This is a genomic window from Microbacterium sp. 10M-3C3 (assembly GCF_003931875.1).
GTDB lineage: Bacteria > Actinomycetota > Actinomycetes > Actinomycetales > Microbacteriaceae > Microbacterium.
On sequence record NZ_CP034245.1, the window covers coordinates 1,733,436 to 1,756,023 of the forward strand.

The following is a 22,588-nucleotide window of genomic DNA, read 5'->3' on the forward strand; positions in this document are numbered from 1 at the left end:
CCGGGGGATTGCGCTGAGCGCGAGCACCGGTCGTTCTCGGACACTAGTAAGACCCTTGTCAAGTCCGCGGCGGGAAGCCGGGGCTTCCCGCGTGCAGTCGACAACGGGTCAGAAGGTCCATTGTCTCATAGGTTCGAGACGGCGATGACGCGCGCAGAGAGTACACCAAACACAACGGTGGGGGCCGGGAGGGTATTCCCGGATGCCGGTGCTCAGCCCAGGCCGCCGCCCCCGCCGCGCTTGTCTTCGTCGCCGGAGGGGCGGTTCGCGAGGAAGCGCTCGAGCTCGGCCGCGAGCTCGTCGGCGCTGGGCAGGTCGCCGGTGTGGATGATCGGGGTCGCCTGCGTGGCGCCTGCCATGTAGGAGTCGTAGCGCTCCTCCAGACCTTCGAGCATGCGTGAGAGCTCGTCGCTTCCCGACACCTGCTCCTGCACCTTCTCGAGGTACTCCCGGTTCTCCTCGCGGACGCCGTCGCCGTCGAAGACGAGCCCGGTCGCCACAGCGATGCTGTCCATGCCCGCGAGTGCTGCCGCCGGGTACTCTGTGTCGCCCAGGTAGTGCGGGACGAGCAGCACGAAGCCCGCGACCTTCGCCCCCGCCTCGGCGAAGCGGTACTCCAAGAGATGCCCGATCGTCGCGGGCACCCGGGTGTGCGGACGCCAGACCGAGTGCGCCTCGACCAGATCGCTGCGCGTGCCGCTGACCGTCGTCCCGATCGGGCGCGTGTGCGGGACTGGCATCGGGATCGCGTGCACCCACGTGATCGAGGCGACCTGCAGCGACGCGCTCAGCTCGAGGATCGCCTCGACGAACGCGTCCCACGCGAAGTCGGGCTCGTAGCCGGCCAGGAGCAGGAAGTGCTGCCCGATCGCGTCGTGCGCGAGCGAGAGCTCCAGCCGAGCCGGTTGGTAGTCGCTCAGGTGGTCTTCGGAGAACGAGATGATCGGACGCCGCGCCCGGTAGTCGAGGAGGACATCGTTGGAGAAGACATAGAGCGGGGTGGGGTCGAGGTCGTCGCGGAAGTACTCGATCAGGCGCGACACCGCGTTGCCGGCGTCGGTGAATCCGGTCAGCGCGATGACCAGCGGCAGCCCCGAGGGCACCGGCGGCGCCGAGGCGGCGCGGGCGTACAGCGGTGCGGAGTAGGCCATGCATCCACTCTACGAGCGCGCCCGAGGGCAGGTGCGCGCGCCGTCCCGCTCACAGCGAACACGGGCATGCTCCCGAGCCCGAACCTAGGATGGAGGGATGCCGTTCCCCTCCCTCGCGCACTCCCCCGCGCCTGTGACCGAGAGCGAGGCGGACGCCCTCGTTCTGCTGCTCCCGCCCCTCGCCGACGACCGGGACGTGCCCGGCTTCGACGGCCTCGCCCGCATCGCCTCCCGCGTGGGCTTCACGGGGTCCGCCGGCGCGTTCGTCCGGGTGGCCCTCGACGACGTGGCGCTGCCCGTCGTGCTCGTCGGCGTCGGCGCGTCCGATTCGGCCGCTGCGCTGCGCGCGGCTGCCGGTGCGGCCGCGCGTCAGCTCACCGGCTTCGCACGCGTCGCTCTCGCCGCTCCGCTGCACCCGGATGCGGCGTGGCGCGGCCTCGCCGAGGGCGCGGCGCTCGGCGGCTACCGCTTCGCCGGGTACAAGTCCGAGCCGCCGTCGGCCCGCGCGTCGGAGGTCATCGTCCACACCGCCGCTCGGCCCGCCGCGGGGGACGCTGAGGCGGTGGCCGCGGTCGCCGAGGCGGTGGCCATCGTCAAGGACCTCACGACCACGCCCGCGGAGTGGATGGGCCCGGAGGACCTTGCCGTCGCCGCGCGCGACGCCGTCGCCGAGCTGCCCGTCGAAGTAACGGTCCTCGACGAGGAGGCCCTGCGGGCCGAGGGGTACGGCGGCATCCTCGCCGTCGGCCAGGGCTCCGACCGGCCGCCGCGCCTGGTGCGCCTCGACTACGCGCCCGAGGGCGCGGGCGAGCACGTCGCGCTCGTCGGCAAGGGCATCACGTTCGACACCGGCGGCCTCTCCCTCAAGCCCGCCGGCTCGATGGTCGGCATGAAGTACGACATGTGCGGCGCGGCGACCGTGCTGGCCGTCGCGCGGGCCGCCGCGCAGCTCGCGCTCCCGGTGCGGGTCACGGCCTACCTGTGCATCGCCGACAACATGCCCTCGGGTCGCGCGACGCGCCCGGGCGATGTCGTCCGCACCCTCGACGGCACGACGGTCGAGGTCCTCAACACCGACGCCGAGGGGAGGGTGGTGCTCGCGGACGGCCTGGCCGCGGCCAGCCGCGAGCGGCCCGACCTCATCGTCGACGTCGCGACCCTCACCGGCGCGATCGTGACGGCCCTCGGCACCCGTCACACCGGCGTCTTCGGCGACGACGACGCGACGCAGCGGTATCTCGCCGCCTCCGAGCGCGTGGGCGAGCTCGCGTGGCCGATGCCGATGCCCGAGCACATGGACGAGGAGCTCGACTCCCCCATCGCGGATCTGCGCAACGCCAAGATCGGCGACCCCGCCGGCGGATCGCTGTTCGCCGCGCTGTTCCTCCGGCGGTTCGTCGGACGTGCATCCGACGCGGACGACGCGCCCCGCATCCCGTGGGTGCACCTGGACATCGCCGGCTCGGGCGAGCTGAAGGGCTCCCCGCACGGCTTCACCGACAAGGGCGTGACCGGCGCGACGGTGCGCGCGCTCATCGACCTGCTGACCATGGAGGCATCCGCATGACCGATCACACGTTCGATGTCGTCGTCCTGGGCGGCGGTAGCGGCGGGTACGCGGCCGCCCTGCGTGCCGCCGAGCTGGGCAAGCGCGTGGCCATGATCGAGAAAGACAAGGTCGGGGGCACGTGCCTGCACCGCGGCTGCGTGCCGACGAAGGCGATGCTGCACGCCGCCGAACTCGCGGATGCGGCGCGTGACGCCGCATCCGTCGGGGTGCGCGCGACCCTCGAGGGGATCGACGTCGAGCGCGTGAGCGCCTACCGCGAGGGCATCGTGGCCAAGAAGTACCGGGGCCTCGAGGGACTCGTGTCGGCACGGGGCATCACCGTCGTGCCGGGCGAGGGCCGGCTCGAGGCAGGGCCCGCGGTCCGCGTGGGCGACGACCTGTACCGCGGCACCGACGTCATCCTCGCGACCGGTTCGTTCAGCCGCACGATCCCGGGCCTGCAGATCGGCGGGCGTGTGATCACGAGCGACGGCGCGCTCACCCTGGGCGAGGTGCCGGCACGCATGATCGTCCTGGGCGGCGGCGTGATCGGTGTGGAGTTCGCGAGCGTATGGCGCTCGTTCGGCGCCGAGGTCACGATCATCGAAGCCCTCGACCATCTCGTGCCCGCGGAGGACGTGTCCTCCAGCAAGACGCTCGAGCGCGCGTTCCGCAAGCGGGGCATCGCCTTCCGCCTGGGCACCCGCTTCGCCTCCGCCACGCAGACCGCAGACGCGGTCACGGTGCGCCTGGAGGACGGCAGCGAGCTGGAGGCGGACTACCTCCTCGTCGCGATCGGCCGCGGGCCGGCGACGGCGCACCTCGGGCTCGAGGAGGCGGGCGTCGTCCTCGACCGCGGCTTCGTGCGCACGAACGAGCGCCTCCAGACCGACGTGCCGCACGTCTGGGCGGTCGGCGACATCGTGGCGGGGCTGCAGCTGGCCCACCGCGGCTTCCAGCAGGGGATCTTCGTCGCCGACGAGATCGCCGGCCGGTCGCCGGCGATCGTGCCCGAGCGCCACATCCCCCGCGTCACCTATTCCCACCCCGAGGTCGCCTCGGTGGGCGTCACGGAGGCGGCGGCACGAGCGGAGTTCGGCGACGACCGCATCGCGGTCACCGAGTACAACCTGGCCGGCAACGCCCGCAGCGAGATCATCGGCACCGGGGGCATCGCCAAGGTCGTGCGCATCGTCGACGGGCCCATCGTGGGCGTCCACCTCGTGGGCGACCGCGTCGGCGAGCTCATCACCGAAGGGCAGCTCGCCGTCGGGTGGGAGGCGCACCCCGAGGACATCGCTCCCTACATCCATGCCCACCCCACGCAGAGCGAGGCGCTCGGCGAGGCGTTCCTCGCCCTGGCCGGCACGCCCCTGCACACGCTGTGACGGCGTGGCGTCACTAAGCTAGACATCGCATCCGCTTCTGAAGGAGACAATCTCATGAGCACTTCCGTCGTCCTCCCCGCGCTCGGCGAGAGCGTCACCGAGGGTACGGTCACCCGCTGGCTCAAGAAGGTCGGTGACACGATCCAGGAGGACGAGGGCCTGCTGGAGATCTCGACCGACAAGGTCGACACGGAGATCCCCTCGCCGGTCAGCGGCGTCATCGAGGAGATCCTCGTCCAGGAGGACGAGACGGTCGAGGTGGGTGCGATCCTCGCGAAGATCGGGGACGGCTCCGGTGCCGCCGCCGCGGATGCCCCGGCCGAGGAGGCGCAGCCCGAGGCCGCCGCGCCCGAGGCCCCTGCCGCGCCCGCGCCGGCGGAGTCCGCTCCGGCCGAGCAGCCCGCGCCCGCCGCCGAGCAGCCCGCGCCGGCGGCCGAGCAGTCCGCACCCGCCGCGGCGCCCGGTGGCGACGCCAAGGACGTCGTCCTGCCCGAGCTCGGAGAGAGCGTCACCGAGGGCACCGTGACCCGCTGGCTGAAGGCCGTGGGCGACGACGTCGCCGTCGACGAGCCGCTCCTGGAGATCTCGACCGACAAGGTCGACACCGAGATCCCGTCGCCGGTCGCCGGCGTGCTGCAGGAGATCCTCGTCCAGGAGGACGAGACCGTCGAGGTCGGCGCCACCCTCGCGCGCATCGGCTCGGGCGCTGCCGCGCCGACTCCCGCCGCAGAGGCACCCGCGCCGGCTGCCGAGGCGCCCGCCGCCCCGGCACCCGAGCCCGCTCCCGCCGCTGCGCCGGCCCCCTCCGCTCCTACCCCGGCAGCCGCTCCTGCCCCGGCCGCTGCTCCGGCTCCCGCCGCTGCGCCGGCGCCCGCGGCACCGGCACCGTCCGCCGCCGCGTCCGACGCATCCGCGGACGAGGTCGGCTACGTGACGCCGCTTGTGCGCCGTCTCGCGCAGCAGCAGGGCGTGGACCTCGCGACGGTCACCGGCACGGGCGTCGGCGGTCGCATCCGCAAGGAGGACGTGCTCAAGGCCGCCGAGGCCGCCTCCGCCGCACCCGCCGCCGCGGCTCCCGCTGCCGCACCCGCCGCCGCACCGGTCGAGGTCTCGCCGCTGCGAGGCACGACGCAGAAGATGTCCCGCCTGCGCAAGGTCATCGCCGAGCGCGCCGTGGCGTCGATGCAGGCGACCGCACAGCTCACGACCGTCGTCGAAGTGGACGTCACCAAGCTCGCCGCCCTGCGCGACCGGGTGAAGGGCGAGTTCCAGCAGAAGACGGGCGACAAGCTGTCGTTCCTGCCGTTCTTCGCCGTCGCGGCCGTGGAGGCGCTGCAGCGGTTCCCGATCATCAACGCGACGGTGGACGGCGACGACATCATCTACCCGCCGACCGAGAACATCTCGATCGCGGTGGACACCGAGCGCGGCCTCCTCACGCCGGTGGTGAAGGACGCGGGCGGCAAGAACATCGCCCAGTTCGCCCACGAGATCGCCGACCTCGCCGCGCGCACGCGCGACAACAAGCTCAAGCCCGACGAGCTCGCCGGCGGCACGTTCACCCTGACGAACACCGGGTCGCGCGGCGCGCTGTTCGACACGCCCATCGTGTTCCTGCCGCAGTCGGCGATCCTCGGCCTCGGCGCCGTCGTGAAGAAGCCGGGTGTCGTCGCCATCGACGGCAAGGACGCGATCGCCGTGCGCTCGTACATGTACCTCGCGCTGTCGTACGACCACCGCATCATCGACGGAGCGGACGCCGCACGCTTCCTCTCCGCCGTGAAGACGCGTCTCGAGGCCGCGCAGTTCGAGGGAGACCTCGGGATCTGATCACCCCGGATCGGCGGCGTCGAACGCGTCGCGGATCCGCCAGCCGTCGGGCGTCGCGATCACGGTCACCAGCCGTGGCGCGGCGCCCTCGGCGTTCACCCGCAGCACCGCGACACCGCCGAGATCGTCCAGCAGCTCGACCGTGCGCCCCGGCGCCGTGAGCGCCCCGGCACCGAGGTCCTTCGCGGGGTCCTCCTGGGTGCCGGGCCAGCACGCGCGGTCGACGCACCCGTCGCGCATCCGCAGGAGCGTCTCCAGCGCCTCCCGCGGATCGGTCTCCGCCGGCGGCGGCGCGACCGGCGGCGACGCACCGACGGATGCAGCGGGCTCGGACCCGTCGTCGCCCGTCGGCGCCGTGACGCCCACCGACGACTGCGGCACAGCACCGGCGACGGCGGGATCCCCTTCCTGCGGCCACAGCGCGCCGGCCGCGAGCACCACGGCAGCGACCCCCGCGGCCACGAGGAGGGGCCGGCGGCGCCCGCCCGGAACACGCACCACGGAGCGCACGCGCGCGAGTGCCGCGGCCGCCGCATCCGCCCACCCGGCATCCCCCGCGCGCGCGGGCGCACTCCACCATCCCGCCGGGGATGCGGCCGCCACGCTCTCGACCTCCGCGGGGCGCAGGGCGGGCGCGCGCACCGACACCGTCTCGACGACGATCGGCTCCGCCGGCACGGTCGCGAACACCTCGTCCTCAAGGGCATCGGATCGCTCGACGAGGCGGCGCTCCGCCACGGCATCGGCGATGCCGGCGATCGCGTGCGCGAGGGCGGTGTTCTCGGCATCGGCGACCGACCGCAGCAGCTCGGCCGACGCCGCGCGCACCGTGTGCGCCTCGTCGGGGTCCGTCACCAGGAGCGGCTCGCCGTCCGGTGTCGTCCACCACGCCGCCGGCTGCTCGTCGATGCCGTCCTCGACCGCGGCGACGCATCCGCGCAGGACGCTCACCGCGAGAGTGACCCGCTCTCCGTCGGTGAGGGCGAGTCCGGCGGCCTCACGCCGCGCGACGAGTCGGTCGAGGCGCGTCGACACCGCCGGCAGCACGACCGCGTGGCCGTCGTCGCGGCGGAGGACATCCAGTGGCGCCAGGAGGTGCCGGCCCGGCGCCGACGCCCACCCCGCCCACTCGGCCAATGTCGCGCTGTCCACGAGCAGCACGACGCCGCTGTCGGGCGATCTCGCTAGGGCGCCGTCGAAGGGCGCCTCCGGCGGGCAGACGGCGCGCAGCGGCGGGTAGACCTCGAACGCGGCGAGGAAGGGAGGCGTGCCCATCGCCCCACCCTCGCGTCCGATCGGGCCTCCGGCGCCCGTGACCGGGTCGTCCGGTGGATGCCGCGGGTCTCGCGCCCCCTGTGGAGGACGGGACGAGGGGTCGCGCCGGTAGAATCGAGGCATGGCCGCCCGCAGCACCGCACCGGAGAAGCGACCCAACTTCTTCTCACAGCTCCGCACCCTCTTCCGCTTCACCCGGGAGGCCTTCCCATGGCTCCCCGTCGTCCTGCCGCTCATCGTCGTGGCGGGCATCGGTGTCGGCGTGGGCATCGGGTTCCTCATCCCGCCGGTGGCCGTGTGGAGCGTCATCCTGTGGGGCGTCACGGGCCTCATGGCCGGCATCCTCGCCGCCATGGTGACGCTCACGCGCCTGTCCACGCGCGCGATGTACCGCAAGATCGACGGCATGCCCGGCGCCGCGGGCCACGTTCTCTCCACCGGCCTCGGCCGCAACTGGAGCGCCTCCGAGATGCCCGTGGGAGTGAACCCCCGCACCCAGGAGGCGGTCTACCGCACGATCGGCCGCGGCGGCGTGGTCATCGTCGGCGAGGGTTCGCGCGGTCGTCTGACGCGGCTCGTCAACGACGAGCGCTCGAAGGTGCAGCGCGTCGCGTCGGGCGTGCCCGTCACCGTGCTGTATGTCGGCCACGGCGAGGACGAGGTCCCGATCAAGGACCTCGCTTCGCGCATCAAAGGCCTGCCGAAGAAGATCGACCGCGCGACGATGGCCGCGGTCATCAAGCGCGTCGACTCGGTGTCGCAGTCGGTGACGTCGCTGCCCATCCCGAAGGGCATCGACCCCACGCGCGTGCGCGCGCAGCGCCCGCGCTGATCCCACGCCTCAGCTGCGGACGAGGACCGTCCCGGCGGCCTTGTCATGGAGCCCGCGCCTATCGGCGTCCCAGATCGCCGCGGGGATGACGAGCACGAGCAGGGCCGTCCGCACGATCGGTCGCCACAGGCCGACCCACCCGATCGGCACGCGCTGCAGCCGCATCCCGAACAGGCGGTGCCCCGGGCTCCCGCCCAGCGTCGGGATGAACACGAGCTGCACGATCGCGAAGATCGCCGTGGTCGCGAGCGCGTCGTAGGAGAAGAACGCGATCGAGATGACCACGGCGCACGCCCAGTCCACGACCAGCGCGCCGACGCGGCGACCGAGCGTCGCGACGCTTCCGGGACCGGATGGGGGCAGGCCGAGGCGTTCGCCCGGGTAGGCGTCGGAGGGGTCGGGCATATCTCCAGCGTAATCAGCGCCGCGTAACATCCCCGAAACATGAGAGACACTGGTGGGCAACGCCCCTTCGTTAGGGTCGACGCGTCAGCCCTGGCGGGCCGGCACATCCCGATAGCCCCACCTCTGGAGTCTTCATGTTCAAAGATTCATCCGAGGTGCTGAAGTTCATCCAGGACGAGGACGTCAAGTTCCTCGACATCCGTTTCACGGATCTGCCTGGCGTGCAGCAGCACTTCAACATCCCCGCGGCCACCGTCGATGAGGACTTCTTCACCGTCGGCCAGCTGTTCGACGGCTCGTCGATCCGCGGGTTCGCGAACATCCACGAGTCGGACATGCAGCTCATCCCCGATGTCACCACGGCGTATCTGGACCCGTTCCGCGAGGCCAAGACGCTCATCATGGTCTTCGACATCTACAACCCGCGCAACGGCGAGATCTACTCGAAGGACCCGCGTCAGGTCGCGAAGAAGGCGGAGAAGTACCTCGCCTCGACCGGCATCGCCGACACCGCGTACTTCGCCCCTGAGGCCGAGTTCTACATCTTCGACGACGTCCGCTACGAGGTGAAGCAGAACAAGAGCTTCTACTCCGTGGACTCGGAGGAAGGCGCGTGGAACACCGGTCGCGAGGAGGAGGGCGGGAACCTCGCCAACAAGACCCCGTACAAGGGCGGCTACTTCCCCGTCTCCCCCGTCGACAAGCAGGCCGACCTGCGCGACGACATCAGCCTGAAGCTCATCGAGGCGGGCCTCCAGCTCGAGCGCGCGCACCACGAGGTGGGCACCGGCGGCCAGGCGGAGATCAACTACCGCTTCGACACGATGGTGCACGCGGCCGACGACATCCTGAAGTTCAAGTACATCGTGAAGAACACGGCGCTGGAGTGGGGCAAGGTCGCGACCTTCATGCCCAAGCCGCTGTTCGGCGACAACGGCTCGGGCATGCACACCCACCAGTCGCTGTGGAACGACGGCAAGCCGCTGTTCTATGACGAGACCGGCTACGGCGGGCTCTCCGACATCGCGCGCTGGTACATCGGCGGCATCCTCGCCCACGCCCCCGCGGTGCTGGCCTTCACCAACCCGACCCTCAACAGCTACCACCGTCTGGTGAAGGGCTTCGAGGCGCCGGTCAACCTCGTCTACTCGGCCGGGAACCGCTCGGCGGCCATCCGCATCCCGATCACGGGCTCCAACCCCAAGGCCAAGCGCATCGAGTTCCGCGCGCCGGATGCCTCGGGCAACCCGTACCTCGCGTTCGCGGCGCAGCTCATGGCAGGTATCGACGGCATCAAGAACCGCATCGAGCCGCACGAGCCGGTGGACAAGGACCTCTACGAGCTCCCCGCCGAAGAGGCCAAGAACATCCCGCAGGTGCCGAACTCGCTGCTCGACTCGCTCGAGGCGCTGCGCGCCGACCACGAGTTCCTGCTCGCCGGCGGCGTGTTCACCGAGGAGCTCATCGAGACCTGGATCGAGTACAAGATCGAGAACGAGATCCAGCCGATCGCCCAGCGCCCGCACCCCTTCGAGTACGAGCTCTACTTCGGGGTCTGATTCCGGGAGGCCCTCAGGGCCACACTTCCGGTTCTTGAGACCAGCAATTCACTGAGCCCCAGTCGGCAGTTGCCGTCTGGGGCTCAGTGTACCTCTGGACGTTTACGGACGGCTACGGACAGTAAACGGACAGGTTTTCGGACAGGGCGCGGGCCGCTCTTGCAGTACCGTTGACGATCCCGATGCGTCCAAGTCAGAGTCGCGTCGCGGTGAGAATGGGAAGGTCGTCGCCCGCCGCGTAAGCCGCCGACTCGCGCTCGACGAGTCGGCCGTCGCGCCGCTCGGCGAGGCGAGCCCGGATCAGAATGACGAGCGTGATCGGGCCGTTGACGAGGAACTTCAGCGCGTTCCAGATGAACAGCAGCACGAGCAGGTTCAGCCACCCCGGCCCGCCGTCGGCGATCCAGACGGTCAGCAGCCACGCGCCGAGCAGGTACGGCACGGCGATCAGCATGGCGGGCACACCCCACTTCAGTCCGCGGCGCGTCCGCAGCGCGTTGAGCAGGATGTTCGTCGGCATGTACGTCCGCAGGAACAGCCGAACTCGGATGCTGAGATTCCAGAGCAGTCGGAGCATGATGTCCGCCTCCTGAGAGGGTGCGTAGCTCCGCCGAGGAGGTAGATCATGTGGTGAGCGTCCCGAGAGGACCGTCGCAAGCGACCTAGAAATCGTGGCTACTACCTCGACACTCAGGGTACGCCCGACCTCGGACACACGGAAGGGCAACTACAGACGTGGCGCGGATACCCCGACCGCGGTGACCGTGGACTCCGGTTCTGCTGCGCGTGCCGCGAGCTGCCGTGCGCGGTGGATCGCGGCGCGTGCTCGCGCGGCATCTGCGTGCTGCCGCGCGTCGTCGCCGATGAGTCCGAGCGCGCTGGTCTCCGCGATGCCGTAGGTGTCGCGGTAGGCCGCGACGGTGCGCGCCTCGCGTCGCCAAATCGCGGCAAGCTGCGGATCGGCGGGCTCCGGGCCGAGTTCCGCGGCCCATGCCTCGGACGCCTCGACCGCTTCGGCGACGAGCGCGTCGGCCCGCTGCTCGATGAGTGCGGCGCGTTCGCGGAGCGCGGCGCGCATGTCGTCGTCCATCGTGCCGAGCGCCGGGGTGATGAGTCCAGCGATGGGCGCGGCGGGCTGGCGCACGCGCCCCGCACCGTTCGCGCGCGCCAGGGCTCGGATCACCCGTTCGTGGAGCACCGCGGCCACGTCCTCGGCGTCGTCGAGCGGACGCGAGGCGACGAGCGCGTGCAGCAGGCGCTCCGTGTCGTACCCGTCCGCCTCGGCGCGGCGCAGCTCGGCACCGAGCACACCGAACGCGGTCGATCCGATGGCGGCGTCGGCTTCGGCCTCGGTGAGTCGGGTGGCGCGCACGAGGGCTTCCCATCTCTGCTGCTGTGCGGCGGCGGCGATGGTCTCGTACTCGGCGGCGAGCTGGCCGACCGAGCCCCAGGCGTCCTGCTCGGCGGCGATCATCTGGCGGGCTGAGAGTTCGGCTCCAACGTGCTGGAGCACCCCGGCGAGCACCTTGCGGGCCGCGACTGCCTTGGTGTCCTGGGTGGGCGGATGGATGTGGTCGTCGTCGGGACGGTTGATCGAGACGTAGGCGGTGTTCACGAGCCTTCCGCGGGTCATGGCGACGTAGAAGTTCTCGCGCGTCGCGCCGGGCTCGATGAGCGTGTGTCCGGTGTCGACGGTGACGCCTTGCGCCCGGTACGCGGTGACGGCGTAGCCGAGTTGGACGTGCTCGGCGACGTACTCAGCGGGGAGCCTTAGGGTCGCGCCCCAGCGCCGTCCGGCGGGACGCACCCGCAGCGACCCATCGGCGTCGATGGCGGTGATCGTCCATCGACTGCCGTTGCGTACCCAGCCGCGGCCGATGCGCAGCTCGCGGTCGTTGCGGCGGGTGATGATCGCGTCCCCGACGGATGCCTCGGTATGGTCATGCAGCCGCACCTCGGCGCGCGCGTCGACCTGCCCGGCGAGGATGAGGTCGGCGCGGGCGCGCTGGTTCAGGGTAGTGACCATCGCGCTCGACTCGGCAATGAGGATGCTCGCCAGTCCTGCGACGCGGTCGCTCTGCCACGAAGCGTAGGCGGCATCAGCCATGCGTTCGGCCTCCCCTGCATGGATGCGCCCGTGGGCGTGGTAGGTGTCGATCGCCTCGATGCGCCCGTGGCGAAGGTCGAGCGTGGCTTCCTTCTCCCAGGCTGCGGCGATGCGTCGCACGTCGGTCAGCTCGGGCACGTCGTCGCGGTCGGCGACGAGCAGCCCGAACGCTCCCCCGGCGTCCACGGATTGCAGTTGCGCCGTGTCGCCCACGAGCAGCACCTTCACCCCAGCGTCGACCGCGACGCGCACGAGCCGGTCAAGGGCGAGCGTTCCGGCGAGGGATGCCTCGTCCACGATCACGAGCTGCCCGGCGGTGAAGCCGATGCCGTGGTCGCGGTAAGTCTGCCACCACTTCGCGGTGTTCTCCGTCGGGATGCCGAGATCCCCGGCCAGCACCTCGGCGGCCACGGCAGACGGGGCGAGCCCGACCACCGAGCCGTGCCCGTGCTCGGCTTCCCATGCGCGCCGCAACGCGCGCAGAGCGGTGGTCTTGCCCGCCCCTGCGGGGCCGATGAGCAGGTCGAGCATCCGGCCGGAAGACGCAATCGCGGTGAGCGCGGCGCGCTGGTCGTCGCCGAGCGCGCGCCCACGGCGGGGTTGCAGCGCGTGCGCGATGGTTGCGTCGGCCAGGCGCGGTGCAACCTGCTCGCGGGAGCGTGCAAGCAGCCGATCCTCAGCAGCGAGCACCGCGGCCCCGCTATAGCGGGCGGCGTTGCGAGGCCGGAACACGCTCGTGCCGTCCGTGCGCTGGAACGCAGCGGGACTGGAGGCAAGCTCGGGCGGGGTGAGCCGGATGGACGCCTGCTCTGCGGCATCGACGATCATGCTAGTGATCGCCTCGCGGTCCTCCGTGCCGGTGAAGCGCCAGCCCATCGTCTGCCGTGCGGCCTCGGCGTACAGGTTCCAGAGGCTCCACGTCGTGCGCTTCTCGGCAACCGCGGCGACCACCGACGCGCCGAGCCTGGCGATCCGCTCCAGCGGCACATCCTCCGCGCGCAGGAGCTTCGCGGGCTCGACCGCGACGGCTTCTCGCGCCCACTCGGTGGCATCCCGGCCCAGCAGTCGGCTCGCGCGGGTGCGCCACTCCTGGGCGAGGTCGGCGAGCGGGCGGACTTCCTTGTCGGGCCGGGTCGCCAGCGTCGCCTGCTGCCGCAGCCGGATGATCGTCTCCCGTGACGGCGCGTGCCCGTGCGCGGCCTCGTACTCGGCGATCAGGCCATCCTTCTCGATGTCGATGTGCCGCGACCGGGACGAGAACTCGGCGACCAGCTCCTCGGGCACCGTGGCGACCGCCCACACCGGGTTGCGATCCGCGCCCCGGTCGCGCCGCTCCCACCCGACGCCGAGCACGCGGGTCAGGTGATCGGCGAACACCGCGGTGTGCAGCTCGCTCAGCGCCACGGTCGCCGCGTGCAAAGGCCGGCCATCGAGCGACCGCCACTTGCCGTCGAACAGGGTGCGCACCTTGTTGCTCACCACGACATGCGTGTGCAACTGCGGGTCGCTCGCCCGCGAGTCGAAGTGATCGAACGCGGTGGCGATGAGCCCGGTCACCTCGACCTGCGCAACCGCGCCGTCGCGGGACGTTGCGCCCGAGCGCGTCGCTGCAAGCTCGCGCTCCATGAACGCAACCACCTCCGCAACCGCCGCATGGTGCGCCTCCGCGATCCGTGCCTGCGTCGTTGCGTCCGCAACCGCCCACAGCACCGAGGCGGACTTCGGCAGCGAGAAAGTGAAGTCGTACCCGGCGACCGCCCGCCGCGAGGTGCGCGCCGACTCCTCCGCCTCGATCACCACAACGGCCTCAGCTCGCTCATCCGCGCCCAACGCCGGATCGAGCCGCGAGATGCGCGCCGCGATCCGATCCTCGACGCTCGGGAACGCCGGATACGCCTTCCCCAGCGGATCGCCGGTCACCGGGTCGCGCCCCATCCCCAGCAGAAGCTGGAGCTGCGCCTCCGAGACCGGCGCGCCCTCGTGAATCTCACCCTCCCCGAGCGCCGCGAGCCCGCCGCCCATCCAGCGGCCCGGCGGTGTGCCCTGCTCGGCGTAGTACCGGGTCAGCGGCGTCGAGAGCGCCCGCTCGCCGTCAGCCGACGCCACGGAGCGCAGCAGGTACTTGTAGCCGTCCCCCGCGCCCATGACCCGCATCGAAACCGACACCCGGTACCGCCTCTCTCGTCAGGGAGGTGAGCCGCCGAGCCCGCCCTCGGGCGGGCTCGACCTCGATGTGCAAGACGTGTACTGGTCTCTGGAGGGCTTCCGAGATCAGACAAGGCGGGCGCGGACGACGGCGATGTCGCGCTCATGATCGCGCACGATCCTGTCAGCCTTGGTCGTGAACTCCGACTTGTGGATCACGACGAGCCGGATACCCTGCTGCGGCAGGATCTCCGCCTTTCGCTGGTCGTAGAGCCGCCGCTGCTCGCCACGGGGCACACCGGAGACGGTCGCGCGGCGGTCGAACAGCGGGACGGCCACGGTGTGCTGCTTCTCCTGGAACTCAACCACGAGCCCCAGCGCAGGCCAATACCCGTCGACAGGGAGCCTGCGAGCCCGTCCGGTCGTCGGCGACACGTCGCCGACAAGCCACAGGAACGTCGCCTGTCGCTCCCCGCAGACCCCGATCACCTCGTCGCAGAGGTCGAGAACGTAGTGCTCATCACTGTCGGCGCGCTTGCCCACGATGCCTACAGGTACTCGACGACGGCCACTACGCGGATGACGCCGTTGAACTCGTCGCCGCCCGCGACTGTGGACAAGGCGACGATACGGTGCTCCGGCCGGGCGGCGAGCTCCTGCGCGAGCGCGTCCTTGATCGACCCGCGCATGAAGTTGTCGACGCGCACCTCCACGATCTCCTGGGTGCTGGTCAGTCCCTGAGCCATGCCTGTTGTCCCTTCGGCTACGGGATCAGCCCGAGGAGCGTCACGACGCCGCTTGAGACCAGATTCCCGAGTGCTCCCGCTGTCGTCGCTGAGAGGAAAGGCAAGAGCCGCTCCAGAGCCGACTTCGTTCGTGAAGGGTCTTCTGTGGCCACGCCACCGCGTGCATCAGCTATCGCGTCAGACACCTCGTGCTCATCGGCGAGACCGAGCGCGGGCAGGGCTTGCTCTATGCCGTCCAGAGTTTCAGCAGCCTTGACCAGCCATGTCGAGCTGAGGTCAATGCTCTGACTGACGCTTGAACTCTGGTTCGCGATGTTTGCGGGGCCGTGCACTGTCGTGGTGATCGTCGTACCGCTCGTGGCCTCATCGTCACGCACGCTGCCACCGCGTTCGATCAGCCGGACTCCCTTCGGGAGCAGTTCTACGAGCGTGATTTCGCCGGAAGCAAGAGTCGTGCCCCGAATGTAACCAGCGTCCCTCAACGCGGCACTTGCCTTCTCGACATCGGTGTCGGTGAACACGACCCCGAAGTACGTGGCCCCGGACTGGGGAACGCCCTTGGGGTCTGGCATCAGCGCATCATGGACATGAATGCGGTCGTAGAGCCAGCGTAGGAGTACGTCGCGGAGCGCGATGCGACGTGCGGCAACGTCAGCTCGATCCTGCTCGATCCTCGCCGCTGCGTCTCGCCCAGCGGGCGTGACAGCACCGATCCAGTCGCCGAAGGACATGTCCTTGGTGCTTACCCACCCTCGCCGCGCAAGCTCCTGGAGTTCGGAATGGTCGAGCTGTGACGGATCACCGCCCAGGTCAGCAAGGCGCTCCCTCACCGCTTCTTCTTCCGCACCCCATCCGTCAGCGCCTACCGACTGGACGACTGCGAGGATGAGCAGACGCCGGTTGATCTCACGGTCGATTGCCACCGCTACTCCGCCTCGAACTCGTTGGTGGTGAACTTCAGGGTTGTGGCGTTCTCTCGGATGGTGCGGAGCTGCTGCTCGGTGAAGCCGTCGGGGTGGATGGCGTCGATGGAGAGCGAAATGGTGAGCTTCGCGCCGGATGCGGCGAGGTTGGTCAGCACCTCGGTGGCGATCTTGGCGAAGTCGGCGGAGTAGCGTTCGGCGCTGATCGGCGCGCTGCCGACGTACCGGGTCGCCGCGGGCTTCCTCGCAGGCGCTGGCGCGGGAGCGGTGGTCGTAGCGCCTCCCGCCGTGCCCGCTGCTGCCGCCGCAGATGCTGGGGAGTCCGCCTCCGGCGCGGGGGTGCTGCTGGTCGCGGTCGCGGCCAGGTCTGCGGCACGCTGTGCTTCGGCCGGTGCGGGCTTGACGATCAAGGTGGCGTCGGTGACGGGCCTTAGGCCTCGGCGACCTCTACCGCGACAGTATCCGAATCATCACCGACTCCCGCGCAGAAGCGACCCGGTCGTACCCTCGCCCATCACTTGTCTCGCCCCGCAAAGGGCCGACGATCCTCCCGATTGCTCACCTCACGCCCGGCGGCTTGCCTGCCAGTCCCCGACCCGGCGGCAGGAGAGCCAGGATCCTGCCTTGACGTTGTCGGTCTTGATCCTCGCTTCCGCGCGATCATCCTCACCTTCAGCGGGTTCGATCCAACGACCCGGCCGGGCGTGCTGAAAGAGCAACGTGGCGATCATCCGGAGTTGCTCACCGCTCGAGAACGATGGCGAGTCCCTGGCCGACGCCGATGCAGATCGCGGCGACGGCGACGCCTCCGCCGCGGCGGGCAAGCTCGTGCGCGGCGTGACCTACTATGCGTCCCCCGGACGCGCCGAGCGGGTGTCCGATGGCTAGTGCGCCGCCGTGGATGTTGACCCTTTGGGGGTCGAGGTCGGGCCACCCTTTCATGTCGGCGAGGCACTGCGAAGCGAAGGCCTCGTTGAGTTCGACGATGTCGACGTCGGCCCATGTCCTGCCTGCGCGGGCGAGGGCCTTGTTCGCGGCTTCGATCGGGGCGAGGGGGAACAGGTCAGGGTCCACCCCGTGCCATCCGCGGCCGGCGATACGGGCGAGTGGTTCGGCGTCGATCGCGTGCTCCGCGCCGAGGATCACCGCGGAGGCGCCGTCGTTGATGGGGGACGAGTTCCCGGCGGTCACGGTGCCGTTCTCGCTCGCGAACAGGGGCCTGAGGGTCGCGAGCTTCTCGATGGTGGACCCGTCGCGGATTCCCTCGTCGCGGACCAGCTCAGCGCCGGGCACCTGCACGATCTCCGCGTCATAGATGCCGTCGGCCCAGGCCTTCGCGGCGAGTTCATGACTGCGCGCCGCGTACGCGTCCTGCTGCTCCCGGGTGATGCCCAGCAGCTGTGCGACCTTCTCGGCCGATTCCCCGTTGGAGATCGTCCAGTGCGCCGGGAGTGCCGGGTTGATCATCCGCCATCCGATGGAGGTATTCCACAGCGTCTGGTTGCCGACCGCCGGCCACGGTTTCGGCGACTTCTCCACGACGAATGGCGCCCGGCTCATGGACTCGACACCACCGGTGAGCACGATTCGGGCATCTCCCGCTTCGATCGCACGCGAGCCTTGGACCACCGCCTCGACGCTGGATGCGCACAACCGGTTTACGGTGGTGCCGGTGACGGTGGTCGGGAAGCGGGCGAGCAGCGCACCGAATCGCGCGACGTTGCGGTTGTCCTCGCCCGCCTGGTTCGCGTCTCCGAAAATCACATCGTCGATGTCGGACGGGTCCAGCCCGAGCCGTTGAACCGACGCGGCCATCACGAGTGCGGCAAGGTCGTCCGGTCGTGTGGCCGACAGTGTGCCGCCGGCCCGGCCGAACGGGGTGCGGACGGCATCGAAAACGAAGGTCGAGGTCATGGGTGATTCTCCGATCCTGCCGAGTCGCGCCGCGGGGTACGGCGCGTTCCGGGAAGGCTGGGTCGCGGGTATCGACTGAGGCGGGCAGCGTCGAGGTCATGAGAACGCGGCGATGCCCGTGATCTCTCGCCCGATGATCAGGGACTGGATGAAGTCGGTGCCCTCATAGGTGTGCACCACCTCCATGTCGGTGAGGTGGCGGGCGACGTGGTTCTCCAGGAGAAGACCATTGCCGCCGAGCAGGTCGCGGGCGTCGCGGCACAGCGCACGGGAGCGCTGGCCGGTGAACATCTTCGCCAGTGACGCCTGCTCGTTGCTCAGGCGCCCTTCGTCCTGCAGGGTTGCGGTGCGGAAGCACAGCAACTGCATGGCGGTGAGGTCGGCGAGCATGTTGGCGAGCTTGTTCTGCACGAGCTGGTAACTGGCGATCGGCTTTCCGAACTGGACTCGGTCCTGCACATAGGACGCGGCGGCTTCGTAGGCGGCGAGTGCGTGGCCGAGTGCTTCCCAGGCAACCGTGCTGCGTGTGCGGTTGAGGATCGCGGACACGTCCCGGAAGGACGCCGATCCCGCGAGCTTGTTCTCCACGGGGATGCGAAGCCCGGTGATCTCGATGTGCGCCTGCTGGATCGCGCGCTTGGCGATCTTGCCGGTGATCGCCTCGGCGACGTACCCGTCGGGGTACTGGCCGTCGGCGTCCTTCTCGAGGACGAATGCCTTTACTTTGGCATCCGCAGTGTCCCGGGCCCAGAGGATGACGAGATCGGCGACGTGGCCCAGCCCGATCCACCTCTTCATGCCATCGATGACGTAGACATCCCCCTCCCGGCGAGCGGTGGTCTCCAGGGCGACGGAGTCCGAGCCGTGGTCGGGCTCTGTCAACGCGAACGCGCCGAGCTTGCGCAGCGCTGCCATGTCGGGCAGCCACCGTTGCTTCTGCTCGTCGTCGCCGAGCAACGCGATGCTGCCCATCGCCAGTCCGGAGTGGACGGCGTTGAACGTGTTCACGCTGCCGTCGCCGCGGGACAGCTCCATCGCGACCAGCCCGGTCTGCAGGCGGGTGAGCCCCGGGCACCCGTAGCCTTGGATCGCTGTTCCGACGATGCCGAGGTCGCCCAGCGCGGGAAGGATCTGGTAGGGGAAGTCCGCCATCTCCCAGTAGTCGTTGATGATAGGGAGGACTTCGGCGTCCACGAAACCCCGTACACGTGCGATCAGGCTGCGGTCGTCGTCGCCGAGCAGGTCGCCCACCTGGTAGAAGTCCGTGTCTACTCGTTGTGCTGTCGTCGCGATTGTCATCTCAGCGCCCCTCTTCCCGAATTGCCGGGACGGGCACCCGCTCGCCGGCGAAGCCGTCATGGTCTTCCCCGTCCTGCAGCCACCGGCGGATGGCAGCGCTGTCCTGGTCGAGGTCGGGTGGAGCGGTCCGGTACGTCGCGGGGGTGCGGGAGAAGGTGATGGGGTTGCGAATGGTGGGCACCGCCCGGTCGCCGCGGCCGACCAGGACGCTGGGCTCCAGCCCGATCCGCGTGGCGAACTCGACACCTCCGCCAACGTCCAGGATCGGTGCGCACGGCACGTGCAGCGGGCTGAGGATGTCGAACCACTCCTGCGCGGTCTTGGAGGCCAGCCGCGCTGTCAGCATCGGGCGGAGTTCGTCTCGGTGCGCGCTGCGCTCCGCGTTGGACGCGAAGCGGGTGTCCGCGGCCAGCTGCGGCAACCCGACGGCGTCGCAGAACGTGGCGAACTGCACGTCGTTGCCGATCGCGAGGATGAGCTCCCCGTCGCCGGTCGGAAACGGCGCGTACGGGTAGATGCTCGGGTGGTCGTTGCCCATCCGGGTCGGGGACTGCCCGGTGAGCAAGAACCCACCGGTCTGGTTGACCATGCCCGACAGTGCGGAGGACAGCAGGTTCACCTCGACATGCTGGCCCTCCCCTGAATGCTGGCGGTGGTAGAGGGCGGACGTGATCGCGACACAGGTGTGCAAGCCGGCGATCACATCGAACACTGCGATTCCCGAGCGGAACCCCTCGGTGTCCGGCGCCCCGGTCACGCTCATCAGTCCGGACAGCGCCTGTGCCAGCAGGTCGTAGCCGGCAAGCCCGGCGCCTCCCGCGGTGCCGAACCCGGTGATCGACGCGTAGATCACCCCGGGGTTCTCCCGCGCGACCGACTCATAGTCCAGGCCGAATCGCCGCAGACCGCCCGGTTTGAAGTTCTCCGTCAGCACATCGGCTCGCGACGCCAGCCGCTGCGCGAGGACCAGGTCGTCCGGGTCGCGAAAGTCGAGCATGACAGACTTCTTGTTCCGGTTGATGGAGAGGAAGTAGGTCGACTCGCCCCGGTACTCGGGCGGCCGCCAGCCGCGTGTCTCATCTCCCAGTGGACTCTCCACCTTGATCACGGTCGCACCGAGATCCGCGAGCAGCATCGTGCAGTACGGGCCCGCCAGAACCCTGCCGAAGTCGGCGATCAGGAGACCGGCGAACGGCCCGCTGGTCACGTCCTGCGTCATCCGGTCATCCGGGAGCGAGCTCTTCGTCATCGGAAACACCTCAATCGTTGTGTCCGCCCAGACTCCCAGCACTCGTTTATGTCCGTCCAATACCCGATCGGATGCATACTGATGCGGCGTTCGCATGAAAGGGTGACTGTTCCACAACGGAACACTCGAGCCTGCCGTCGGCAGGCCAGCCTCGGTGTCAAGAGGCGACGGTGCCGATAGCGGCCTGCGACTGTACGTGATCAGCAATGAGGCTAAGGAGAACAACTCATGAGTAGCAGGCTTGCAGGCAAGGTCGCGATCGTCACCGGCGCCGCGAACGGGATGGGGCGCGCTCATGTGCACCGTCTTGCCAAGGAAGGGGCGACCGTCCTCGCCACCGACGTCGACGCGGGCGGGCTCGAGCAGACCGTCGCCGAGGCGAACCGTGACGGCGGGACGGTCGTGGCGCTGGAGCAGGACGTCACGGTCGCGGCGAGATGGGACGAGATCGTGGCCGATGCCGAGCAGCGTTTCGGTCGTCTCGACATCTTGGTGAACAACGCGGGGATACTCATCCTGAAGCCCGTCGACGAGACGACAGAGGAGGAGTGGGATCTGATCTTCCGCATCAACGCTAAGGGCGTCTTCCTGGGCACGAAGGCCGTGGCACCCGCTCTGACCCGCGCAGGCGGCGGATCGATCGTGAACATCTCCTCCATCTACGGCATCATCGGTGCGCCGAGCGCCGCCGCATATGAGGCGTCCAAGGGCGCCGTCCGGCTGCTGACCAAGGCGAGCGCCGTGGACCTGGCGAAATACGGCATCCGGGTGAACTCCGTTCATCCCGGTGTCATCGCCACCCCCATGACCACCGGGCTGCTGGCGACGCCGGAGTCGACGAAGGCGGTGCTGTCCACGACGATCCTCGACCGGCCGGGTCAGCCGGAAGAGGTCTCGAATGTCGTGCTCTTCCTCGCCTCCGACGAGGCATCCTTCGTGACCGGCGCCGAGTACGTCGTGGACGGCGGCTACACCGCACAGTGATCCCCGGTCGGCCGGGGAATCTGCATGTCCCCGGCCGACCCATCCCGATTGCGCGTCAATCGACATCGATTCAGTACCGGACGTGCAATAATCTTCGGATGGATCTGCAGCAGCTGCGCGCCTTCCTCGCTGTCGCCGATGAACTGCATTTCGGGCGCGCCGCAGAGCGCCTCCACATGGCGCAACCGCCGATCAGCCGCGGCATCCAGCAGCTGGAGCGGGAATTGGGCGCGCGATTGTTCGAACGGAGCACTCGCAAGGTCACGCTGACCTCCGTCGGAGAGGCGCTGATCGCACCCGCCCAGGAGGTGCTGGACGCCCTGGATCGGGTGAGCAGAGTCGCCCGGGCGGCCGGAACGGGCGAGATCGGCCACGTCAGGCTGGCGTATGCGGGCGCGTCCTCCAACGTGATGGTCGGACAGCTCACCCGCGCCGTCAACCAGAACCACCCGGGCATCCACCTCGAACTGCTCAGTCAGCACTTCGCCCAGCCTGCGATGCAACTGCTGACCCGTGGCGACATCGATATCGCACTCGGCCGATGGGATCACATTCCCGCCATCGTGCGCACCCGCGTGATCGCCATCGAGGAACTGGTCATCGCCGTCCCTGAGACCCACCGCCTCGCCGACGCCGATGCCGTGTCGATCGCGCAGTTCGAGGGGGAACCGTTCGTATCGCTGCAGCCCCAGACCGGGACGCTACTGCTGGAAAGGCTTCGGCAGATGAGCAGAGCGGCCGGGTTCAACGCGGACGTCGTCCAGCACGCACCGGACTCATGGACGCTGATGTCACTCGTCTCCGCCGAGATCGGCTGCTCATTGACCCTATCCTCCGTGATCGACAGCATCGCCGACCCGCACCTGCGCTTCCTACGCCTCACCGACGACGCTCCACCCGTCGAACTGCGGATGGCCTGGCTGCGCGACAGCGACGATCGCGCGCTGCACGCCGTGCTCCGGCTGTCCGAATCCGTCCTCCCGACCCCGCAGACATAGATGCCCCCGCCCATCGCACATCCATGCACAGCCGGCACATGAGAGGGCTTGATTGATACTAGGACTGCAATAGCGACCGGTTGGTTCGGTATTGGACTTCCGCTCGGGCGCGATGCGACGCTGACAGTGCGCAAGAAGGCCGCGTCCCTCTCAATTCTCGGCCCGCCCGGTGGGCGCTGAGAGGACGGTTTGCCGGCTCCGGCGCACGCCGCCGCGAACGGGAGGATCCAACAT

20 protein-coding genes are annotated in these 22,588 nt (G+C 69.7%); 7 read left to right on the forward strand and 13 right to left on the reverse strand.

Translation table 11 applies throughout. The features are described from left to right. Positions 1–212 precede the first annotated feature (212 nt). Complete coding sequence (locus tag EI169_RS08295) at positions 213–1,151, reverse strand: PAC2 family protein (RefSeq protein WP_125131906.1); 939 nt, start codon at positions 1,149–1,151, stop codon at positions 213–215. Between the two features lie 97 nt (positions 1,152–1,248). On the opposite strand from EI169_RS08295, the gene EI169_RS08300 reads away from it, so the two are divergent. Genes EI169_RS08300 through sucB form a run of 3 tightly spaced genes read left to right on the forward strand, consistent with a single transcriptional unit; the run spans position 1,249 to position 5,918 of the window. Beyond that, the gene (locus EI169_RS08300) at positions 1,249–2,718 is read left to right on the forward strand and encodes a leucyl aminopeptidase (RefSeq protein ID WP_125131907.1); all 1,470 of its coding nucleotides are present in this window, start codon (positions 1,249–1,251) and stop codon (positions 2,716–2,718) included. After that, positions 2,715–4,088, forward strand: coding sequence for a dihydrolipoyl dehydrogenase (gene lpdA, locus EI169_RS08305; RefSeq protein WP_125131908.1), 1,374 nt, complete (start codon positions 2,715–2,717; stop codon positions 4,086–4,088). Before EI169_RS08300 ends, lpdA begins: the two co-directional genes overlap by 4 nt. 54 nt (positions 4,089–4,142) lie before the next feature. Next, complete coding sequence (gene sucB, locus EI169_RS08310; RefSeq protein WP_125131909.1) at positions 4,143–5,918, forward strand: 2-oxoglutarate dehydrogenase, E2 component, dihydrolipoamide succinyltransferase; 1,776 nt, start codon at positions 4,143–4,145, stop codon at positions 5,916–5,918. On the opposite strand, the gene EI169_RS08315 is transcribed toward sucB, so the two are convergent. Continuing rightward, on the reverse strand, positions 5,919–7,193 hold the full coding sequence (locus EI169_RS08315) for a hypothetical protein (RefSeq protein ID WP_125131910.1): 1,275 nt from the start codon (positions 7,191–7,193) through the stop codon (positions 5,919–5,921). A gap of 121 nt (positions 7,194–7,314) precedes the next feature. On the opposite strand from EI169_RS08315, the gene EI169_RS08320 reads away from it, so the two are divergent. Continuing rightward, the gene (locus tag EI169_RS08320) at positions 7,315–8,025 is read left to right on the forward strand and encodes a DUF4191 family protein (RefSeq protein ID WP_125131911.1); all 711 of its coding nucleotides are present in this window, start codon (positions 7,315–7,317) and stop codon (positions 8,023–8,025) included. Between the two features lie 9 nt (positions 8,026–8,034). Here EI169_RS08320 and EI169_RS08325 read toward each other — a convergent pair whose 3' ends face one another. After that, the gene (locus tag EI169_RS08325) at positions 8,035–8,430 is read right to left on the reverse strand and encodes an RDD family protein (protein ID WP_125131912.1); all 396 of its coding nucleotides are present in this window, start codon (positions 8,428–8,430) and stop codon (positions 8,035–8,037) included. Positions 8,431–8,564: 134 nt separating this feature from the next. On the opposite strand from EI169_RS08325, the gene glnA reads away from it, so the two are divergent. Next, positions 8,565–9,989, forward strand: a complete 1,425-nt coding sequence (glnA, locus tag EI169_RS08330) for a type I glutamate--ammonia ligase (RefSeq protein WP_125131913.1) — start codon at positions 8,565–8,567, stop codon at positions 9,987–9,989. A gap of 193 nt (positions 9,990–10,182) precedes the next feature. Here glnA and EI169_RS08335 read toward each other — a convergent pair whose 3' ends face one another. The 10 genes from EI169_RS08335 to EI169_RS08375 form a co-directional block, all read right to left on the reverse strand. Further along, positions 10,183–10,566, reverse strand: a complete 384-nt coding sequence (locus tag EI169_RS08335; RefSeq protein WP_125131914.1) for a sulfate permease — start codon at positions 10,564–10,566, stop codon at positions 10,183–10,185. Between the two features lie 150 nt (positions 10,567–10,716). Further along, positions 10,717–14,250, reverse strand: coding sequence for a MobF family relaxase (mobF, locus tag EI169_RS08340; RefSeq protein ID WP_240640727.1), 3,534 nt, complete (start codon positions 14,248–14,250; stop codon positions 10,717–10,719). A 117-nt stretch (positions 14,251–14,367) separates the two neighbouring features. Then, entirely contained in the window at positions 14,368–14,784 is a 417-nt protein-coding gene (locus EI169_RS08345; protein ID WP_102209312.1) for a hypothetical protein, read from the reverse strand. Between the two features lie 5 nt (positions 14,785–14,789). Beyond that, a complete protein-coding gene (locus EI169_RS08350; protein ID WP_125131915.1) occupies positions 14,790–14,987 on the reverse strand; it encodes a hypothetical protein in 198 nt (65 codons plus the stop codon). 17 nt (positions 14,988–15,004) lie between these two features. Next, positions 15,005–15,910 (reverse strand): hypothetical protein, encoded by a 906-nt coding sequence (locus tag EI169_RS08355; RefSeq protein ID WP_125131916.1) that lies wholly within the window; start codon positions 15,908–15,910, stop codon positions 15,005–15,007. A gap of 2 nt (positions 15,911–15,912) precedes the next feature. Then, positions 15,913–16,320: a hypothetical protein gene (locus EI169_RS08360; protein WP_125131917.1), complete on the reverse strand. Its 408-nt coding sequence runs from the start codon at positions 16,318–16,320 to the stop codon at positions 15,913–15,915. A gap of 153 nt (positions 16,321–16,473) precedes the next feature. Then, complete coding sequence (locus tag EI169_RS16570) at positions 16,474–16,641, reverse strand: hypothetical protein (RefSeq protein ID WP_164515465.1); 168 nt, start codon at positions 16,639–16,641, stop codon at positions 16,474–16,476. 10 nt (positions 16,642–16,651) lie between these two features. Next, a complete protein-coding gene (locus EI169_RS08365) occupies positions 16,652–17,824 on the reverse strand; it encodes a thiolase family protein (RefSeq protein WP_125131918.1) in 1,173 nt (390 codons plus the stop codon). Positions 17,825–17,920: 96 nt separating this feature from the next. Next, positions 17,921–19,123 (reverse strand): acyl-CoA dehydrogenase family protein, encoded by a 1,203-nt coding sequence (locus EI169_RS08370; RefSeq protein ID WP_125131919.1) that lies wholly within the window; start codon positions 19,121–19,123, stop codon positions 17,921–17,923. Position 19,124: 1 nt separating this feature from the next. After that, positions 19,125–20,342, reverse strand: coding sequence for a CoA transferase (locus EI169_RS08375; RefSeq protein ID WP_240640370.1), 1,218 nt, complete (start codon positions 20,340–20,342; stop codon positions 19,125–19,127). Between the two features lie 258 nt (positions 20,343–20,600). On the opposite strand from EI169_RS08375, the gene EI169_RS08380 reads away from it, so the two are divergent. Next, positions 20,601–21,356 (forward strand): glucose 1-dehydrogenase, encoded by a 756-nt coding sequence (locus EI169_RS08380; RefSeq protein ID WP_125131921.1) that lies wholly within the window; start codon positions 20,601–20,603, stop codon positions 21,354–21,356. A gap of 98 nt (positions 21,357–21,454) precedes the next feature. Next, entirely contained in the window at positions 21,455–22,354 is a 900-nt protein-coding gene (locus tag EI169_RS08385) for a LysR substrate-binding domain-containing protein (protein ID WP_125131922.1), read from the forward strand. Positions 22,355–22,588: the final 234 nt, after the last annotated feature.

Excerpts from the sequence above, each read along its gene's own strand:
- glnA (WP_125131913.1), top strand. The coding sequence starts at position 8,565 with ATGTTCAAAGATTCATCCGAGGTGCTGAAGTTCATCCAGGACGAGGAC.
- EI169_RS08335 (WP_125131914.1), bottom strand. The coding sequence starts at position 10,566 with ATGCTCCGACTGCTCTGGAATCTCAGCATCCGAGTTCGGCTGTTCCTG.
- EI169_RS08315 (WP_125131910.1), bottom strand. The coding sequence starts at position 7,193 with ATGGGCACGCCTCCCTTCCTCGCCGCGTTCGAGGTCTACCCGCCGCTG.
- EI169_RS08365 (WP_125131918.1), bottom strand. The coding sequence starts at position 17,824 with ATGACCTCGACCTTCGTTTTCGATGCCGTCCGCACCCCGTTCGGCCGG.
- EI169_RS08300 (WP_125131907.1), top strand. The coding sequence starts at position 1,249 with ATGCCGTTCCCCTCCCTCGCGCACTCCCCCGCGCCTGTGACCGAGAGC.
- EI169_RS08370 (WP_125131919.1), bottom strand. The coding sequence starts at position 19,123 with ATGACAATCGCGACGACAGCACAACGAGTAGACACGGACTTCTACCAG.
- EI169_RS08375 (WP_240640370.1), bottom strand. The coding sequence starts at position 20,342 with ATGACGCAGGACGTGACCAGCGGGCCGTTCGCCGGTCTCCTGATCGCC.
- lpdA (WP_125131908.1), top strand. The coding sequence starts at position 2,715 with ATGACCGATCACACGTTCGATGTCGTCGTCCTGGGCGGCGGTAGCGGC.
- sucB (WP_125131909.1), top strand. The coding sequence starts at position 4,143 with ATGAGCACTTCCGTCGTCCTCCCCGCGCTCGGCGAGAGCGTCACCGAG.
- EI169_RS08325 (WP_125131912.1), bottom strand. The coding sequence starts at position 8,430 with ATGCCCGACCCCTCCGACGCCTACCCGGGCGAACGCCTCGGCCTGCCC.
- EI169_RS08320 (WP_125131911.1), top strand. The coding sequence starts at position 7,315 with ATGGCCGCCCGCAGCACCGCACCGGAGAAGCGACCCAACTTCTTCTCA.
- EI169_RS08385 (WP_125131922.1), top strand. The coding sequence starts at position 21,455 with ATGGATCTGCAGCAGCTGCGCGCCTTCCTCGCTGTCGCCGATGAACTG.
- EI169_RS08350 (WP_125131915.1), bottom strand. The coding sequence starts at position 14,987 with ATGGCTCAGGGACTGACCAGCACCCAGGAGATCGTGGAGGTGCGCGTC.
- EI169_RS08380 (WP_125131921.1), top strand. The coding sequence starts at position 20,601 with ATGAGTAGCAGGCTTGCAGGCAAGGTCGCGATCGTCACCGGCGCCGCG.
- EI169_RS08295 (WP_125131906.1), bottom strand. The coding sequence starts at position 1,151 with ATGGCCTACTCCGCACCGCTGTACGCCCGCGCCGCCTCGGCGCCGCCG.
- mobF (WP_240640727.1), bottom strand. The coding sequence starts at position 14,250 with ATGCGGGTCATGGGCGCGGGGGACGGCTACAAGTACCTGCTGCGCTCC.
- EI169_RS16570 (WP_164515465.1), bottom strand. The coding sequence starts at position 16,641 with ATGATCGCCACGTTGCTCTTTCAGCACGCCCGGCCGGGTCGTTGGATC.